The following is a 4,762-nucleotide window of genomic DNA, read 5'->3' as shown; positions in this document are numbered from 1 at the left end:
CAGCGCTCACATAGTGCGTTACCTGCCGTTTGATCATGCCGACATCCCACGGGAGGCTAAAGCATGAACCAAAATATAGCGACTTTCATTGTGGCTTTTGAGGGCGACGAGATGCCGCCGGTGCATGCCAACATGAACATCCTCGGCGGTAAGCTGGTCAGCGTTGCATTCAATGATATCCGCCCCAGCTGGTACGCGCTGGTCGATACCTGGCCGTCAGCCGGCGAGACGGTACTGTTTTATACCCGGTGCGGTGAAGCGGTTGTTGGTCACGTCGACCATCAGGGCGACATTATCGATGAACGTATTGGCGGCGTTATTGATACCGACTACGACGAGGTGACGCACTGGTGCCGTATACCCGACGCGCCAGACTACCCAATAGGTGAGGAATAGCTGAATGAAAAACAACATTGTAATTACAGGTCGTGCATTCGTTGAATTTCGCCGCGTAATTAGCGGCGTAGATCACGATGAAACCGTCGAACTGGTTAATAGTCATGATTTGGCGGCAAACCAGATTGACCTGGAACATTGCTTCCAGATTATTGAAGTTACTGATTTAGACGTGGAGGTAAACCCACAATGACCAGTGAGAGCAAGTACAGCGAATTGAAAGCGGCCGCAATGGCCGCAACCGATGGGCCTTGGGAGTCGATATACGACGACTGGAGCGACGGCGATGATGCGCTAATATCGTGTGAATCAAGAGACGGAATGGTGGCTATCGCAAAAATCGAGGGTGGTGGTTCTGAGTCTAGTTTTGACGGATCATTTAGAACCGAGCAGCAGGCAAACACACGTTACATCGCCGCTGCTAACCCTGCTGTCGTTCTCGCCCTGCTGGCAGAGCTGGAATCAAAGAATAAGCGCATCGCCGAGCTGGATAGGAGCGAGACGCAACTGATTGAAGAGCGAGATGTTGCTCACGATGCGATTGACGCTATGTATGAGGCTGCAACCGGTGAGCGCCCGGAGTGGAGTAACTGGTTCGGGTTCGCTGATGCAGTTGAGGAAGTGGCGCAAGTGTGCACCAAGCTGGCTACGCCAGTGCGGTTGCCTGATATCCGCAGCGATGATTATCACGAGACCGGATGGTTTCAACACATGAAGTATTACCGGGATGTTGAGCGGTCGCTTCGCGCCGCTGGGTTCAACGTCGAGGGGGATGAACAGTGAAAGTGACCGCCCATGAAATCCTGTCAGTGATGGGGCGCACATCCCTTATCAAAATAATCCATATCGCTAGACGTGAGTTGCAGCTTGATGATGAAACCTACCGGGCAGTACTGGCTCAGGCGAGCGGCGGTAAAACCAGCTGCTGTGATATGAGCGTACCGGAGCTGGTAAAAACCCTTTCAACGTTCCAGCAAAAAGGGTTCAAAATCCGTTCAAAGCCCAGCAATCGGGGTATTAAGCCAGGCAGCCTGCCCGCCAAAATCCGCGCCATCTGGCGCGAGATGCACCAGCAGGGTTTTATCAGCACCGGCAGTGACGCAGCATTGAACGCCTGGCTCAAGCGTGGCACTGCTGGCGAGAACGGTGGGCTGGGCGTGGAACAGTTGGCCTGGCTCAATCAGGAGCCAGAGTTGGCGGTAAAGGTGCTGGAAAGCCTCAAGCGTTGGCACCGGCGTTGTATGTTGGAAAAACTCCCGCCGGGAACACCGGCGGAGAGCTACGACAAAATCGTGTCACGGTATCGCGCACATTGCCTGAACATCGGCTAAGATAGCGGAGAATCGGTCTTTATCGACATTCTATGGAGGGAAAATGAATAAAAAACTGCGTGTTATGTTGCTGGTGGGATGCTTTGTTGCCCTTGGATCCTTTGCAGCGGCAAACACCAGCGCTAATGACGATCTCGACATCGAAGCGTTGGCCAGCAAGATGCTTAAGGAGTCAGGTGACTATGAAGAACCAAAGCCCAAAGATCCCAACAAGATTTCGGGGATCTTACAATGTGGTCAACTTAAGATTTTCCTTAATGACGAGTGGCTTTCATTTTCCATTTGGGATACAAATTACTCGTTTTTTGAAAGCGAGCGTACTGTAGATAAAAATGGCGATATCAATGTTGGCTATAAATTTGCTGATAATCCCGCGGTAGTTGACTATCTGGTATTTAAGAAAAATGGCAAAGAAGCCTATATGCGCGATAGGCTAAAGTTCTCAAAGCTTTACAAATGTAAGCCAGCAAATTAATAAAACGAAATCCCGCTTTATGGCGGGATTTTTGTATACTTATCACACAATCACAAACATGAGGTGCCATATGATACAACCCCAAAGCGATCTGTTTGAAGACGATCCACAGGTTGACCAGCTTATTGACCGGCTGGACAACCTGCAGGATGACACCTTGCAGCGAAAATGGCCGGCGCTCCTGGCCGCTTTATTGGACGTGCTCGACCGTGAGTTGCAGCGCAATCAGGTTGATCGCGAGCAAGCCCGCCGTTTGTCCCGCAAGCAGGCCGCGGCGATCGCCGCTTATCTGGGCGGTCGTAACTACTACCTGCCGGTCGGCGAAACACTGCTCACTGCGCTACGTGATGATGAAATCTTCGAAAAGTGGTTCAATGGTGCCGATATTGAGAGCCTGCGCCGTGAGTATGGGCTGGCGCAGATGCAGATTTACCATGTAATAAAACAGCAGCGTCAGTTGCACCGCCGCCGTAATCAGCCCGACCTGTTCCCCGCCTGACCCTCGTTAACAATCGACTGGCCCCCAGGGGACGGATTGTTAACTTGGCGTAATCCCCCGCAAAACCCCGTCTTTCCTATCCTGTGGCAAAACCTACAGGAAATAAACCATGCCAAAACTTCCCCCCGCGCTACGCGGTTCGTTAGTCGCTGCCGTCCTTTCCGGTGCAGGCCTGCTTGGGATTGCGTCGACCTATACCGGTTATTGGGAAGGCAAATCCAACACGGCCTATCGGGATCCGGTTGGCATCCTGACGATTTGCTATGGCCACACCGGCGCTGACGTTAAGCCTGGCATGGTGAAAACCGACGCCGAGTGTCTGGCGCTGTTGCAGCATGACCTGCGTTACGCTTTTGCCGAAATCGACCGTTCTGTCACCGTGCCGTTAACGGACGGTCAACGTATTGCGCTGGCGGATTTTATCGTTAACAAGGGCGTCGGCAATTTCCGCCGTTCTACGTTGCTCCGGCTTATCAACGCTGGCGAACTCCCCCATTCCTGCCGTGAGTATCCGCGCTGGATCTATGCCAAGGGCGAGGTGTTGCCGGGGCTGGTGACGCGTGCTGATGCGGCGCAGTGGCTGTGTCAGTTTGATTTACCGCAACCGGCGGCCGGCTGATGGCGTGGGTCAAGGCGCACGGCGTCAGCCTTTTGCTGTTGATGGCTGTGCTGATGTTGGTTGCCATCAATGCCGTCCAGCGGGCGGACATGGCGCACTTGCAGGCTGAGAATGCCGAGCGGGTGCGGGAGCGTGATGTTGCCCGCCTGCAATTGCAAAACCAGCAGCGCGCGCTGGCGCTGTTTAATCAGCTCTCAAAGGCGAGTATCGATGAGAAGAACGCCAATCAAAGGCACCTTGAACAAGAACGCCAGCAGGTGCGTACCGCGCTTGCAGGCGTGGATGCGGCCCGTGTGCCTGTGCCTGCCGCTGTGGCTGACCGGGTGCGCCGCGCCGTCAACGCAATACGTGCCGATAGCGCCGCCGCCGATGCCCGCTGAATGGCTACAGGATTGCCGTGTGCCGCCATTGCCGACGCCGTTCACCTTTGGTGCATCGGTGGAATACAACCTGCAGCTGCTTGGCGTCATAAAAAACTGCAATGTCGACAAGACCAATATTCGTCGGGCAGAGCAAGACCGGCAAGGCGCGAGCGGCAGTCACCCTTTTTTACAGTGAGACGATGTCATGGATACGTTAGACCGCGCCGCAGAAGCTGAGGCGCTGTTTCAGGAAGAGCGCCTCGCGGCGCACCGCCGGCGGTCAATACGCCTCGTGCCGGTGACGCTGATGCGCGAATGTGAAGATTGTGGCACCCGCATTCCCGAAGCCCGCCTGGCGGCGGTGCCGAATGCGGTGTGTTGTGTGGACTGCCAGCAATTGCGGGAGGTGCGCGGTGTGGGCTGATCTCATTATGAACTATGCCGCGCCGGTGCTCTCGGCGGTCAGCACGGCCGGGGCCATTTTCATGTGGCTGATGCGCCGTTCGTTTGCCAGCCGGGAAGACGTAGAGCAACTCGACGATCGGCTGCTGACGATGGAAACCCGCATGAGCAAGTTACCCAGCCAGTATGAAGTGCACGCGCTGAAAGTGGAGATCACCGAGTTGCGCGGCGACCTGAAAGAAACCAATGCCAGCCTGCGGGCCGTGGCGCATCAAAACCAGTTGTTGCTGGAAAAAGTCATTAAGCGGAGTGGTAATGATTGACGATATTTTGACGCAAGATCAGCGCCTGGTCATTCTGCGTTCTCTGAACGATACCCAGGGCGAACTCAACGAATCCGTGTTGCAGGATTGCCTGGACGCCTACGGTCACAAGGTCTCACGCGATAAGGTGCGCGTGCAACTGTACTGGCTGGAAGAACAGCAACTGGTGCGGCTTGAGCCGCTTCGCGGGGGCTTTCTGGTGGCGCACCTGACCGGTCGCGGACAGGATGTGGCAGACGGCCGCGCCCGTGTGCCTGGCGTGAAAAAGCCCCGCCTGGGCTAAGGAGGTCGCGATGGAGCCAAAAAACACCCGCGGCCGTGCCAGCAAGGTCGACCTGCTGCCGGAAGATATCCG

Annotated in this window: 12 protein-coding genes; all 12 read left to right on the top strand. The window is 55.2% G+C overall.

Annotated elements, in window-relative coordinates; all coding sequences use genetic code 11:
- The first annotated feature begins 63 nt into the window (after positions 1–63).
- Complete coding sequence (locus AC4PR2_RS27575) at positions 64–396, top strand: hypothetical protein (protein WP_492175868.1); 333 nt, start codon at positions 64–66, stop codon at positions 394–396.
- Positions 397–400: 4 nt separating this feature from the next.
- The gene (locus tag AC4PR2_RS27570; RefSeq protein ID WP_492175867.1) at positions 401–589 is read left to right on the top strand and encodes a hypothetical protein; all 189 of its coding nucleotides are present in this window, start codon (positions 401–403) and stop codon (positions 587–589) included.
- A complete protein-coding gene (locus AC4PR2_RS27565; protein ID WP_492175866.1) occupies positions 586–1,179 on the top strand; it encodes an ead/Ea22-like family protein in 594 nt (197 codons plus the stop codon). The genes AC4PR2_RS27570 and AC4PR2_RS27565 overlap by 4 nt, the downstream gene beginning before the upstream one ends.
- 29 nt (positions 1,180–1,208) lie before the next feature.
- Positions 1,209–1,727, top strand: coding sequence for a gp16 family protein (locus tag AC4PR2_RS27560; protein WP_492175869.1), 519 nt, complete (start codon positions 1,209–1,211; stop codon positions 1,725–1,727).
- 43 nt (positions 1,728–1,770) lie between these two features.
- Positions 1,771–2,202, top strand: coding sequence for a hypothetical protein (locus tag AC4PR2_RS27555; RefSeq protein WP_492175865.1), 432 nt, complete (start codon positions 1,771–1,773; stop codon positions 2,200–2,202).
- Positions 2,203–2,272: 70 nt separating this feature from the next.
- Entirely contained in the window at positions 2,273–2,701 is a 429-nt protein-coding gene (locus tag AC4PR2_RS27550; RefSeq protein WP_492175864.1) for a Mor transcription activator family protein, read from the top strand.
- Between the two features lie 109 nt (positions 2,702–2,810).
- Positions 2,811–3,320, top strand: coding sequence for a lysozyme (locus tag AC4PR2_RS27545; RefSeq protein ID WP_492175863.1), 510 nt, complete (start codon positions 2,811–2,813; stop codon positions 3,318–3,320).
- Positions 3,320–3,700 carry a hypothetical protein gene (locus AC4PR2_RS27540; RefSeq protein ID WP_492175862.1) on the top strand — a complete coding sequence of 127 codons (381 nt, stop codon included), beginning with the start codon at positions 3,320–3,322 and terminating at the stop codon, positions 3,698–3,700. The genes AC4PR2_RS27545 and AC4PR2_RS27540 overlap by 1 nt, the downstream gene beginning before the upstream one ends.
- Positions 3,603–3,878: an Rz1-like lysis system protein LysC gene (gene lysC / locus AC4PR2_RS27535; RefSeq protein ID WP_492175861.1), complete on the top strand. Its 276-nt coding sequence runs from the start codon at positions 3,603–3,605 to the stop codon at positions 3,876–3,878. The genes AC4PR2_RS27540 and lysC overlap by 98 nt, the downstream gene beginning before the upstream one ends.
- 9 nt (positions 3,879–3,887) lie before the next feature.
- On the top strand, positions 3,888–4,106 hold the full coding sequence (locus tag AC4PR2_RS27530; RefSeq protein WP_492175860.1) for a TraR/DksA family transcriptional regulator: 219 nt from the start codon (positions 3,888–3,890) through the stop codon (positions 4,104–4,106).
- Positions 4,107–4,113: 7 nt separating this feature from the next.
- Positions 4,114–4,407, top strand: coding sequence for a DUF2730 family protein (locus AC4PR2_RS27525; protein ID WP_492175859.1), 294 nt, complete (start codon positions 4,114–4,116; stop codon positions 4,405–4,407).
- Complete coding sequence (locus AC4PR2_RS27520; protein ID WP_492175858.1) at positions 4,400–4,690, top strand: VpaChn25_0724 family phage protein; 291 nt, start codon at positions 4,400–4,402, stop codon at positions 4,688–4,690. Before AC4PR2_RS27525 ends, AC4PR2_RS27520 begins: the two co-directional genes overlap by 8 nt.
- The last annotated feature ends 72 nt before the right edge of the window (positions 4,691–4,762 follow it).

Source organism: Serratia sp. A07 (assembly GCF_058725505.1).
Note: the sequence above shows the minus strand (reverse complement) of the source record. Positions and strands in the feature narration are given on the sequence as shown.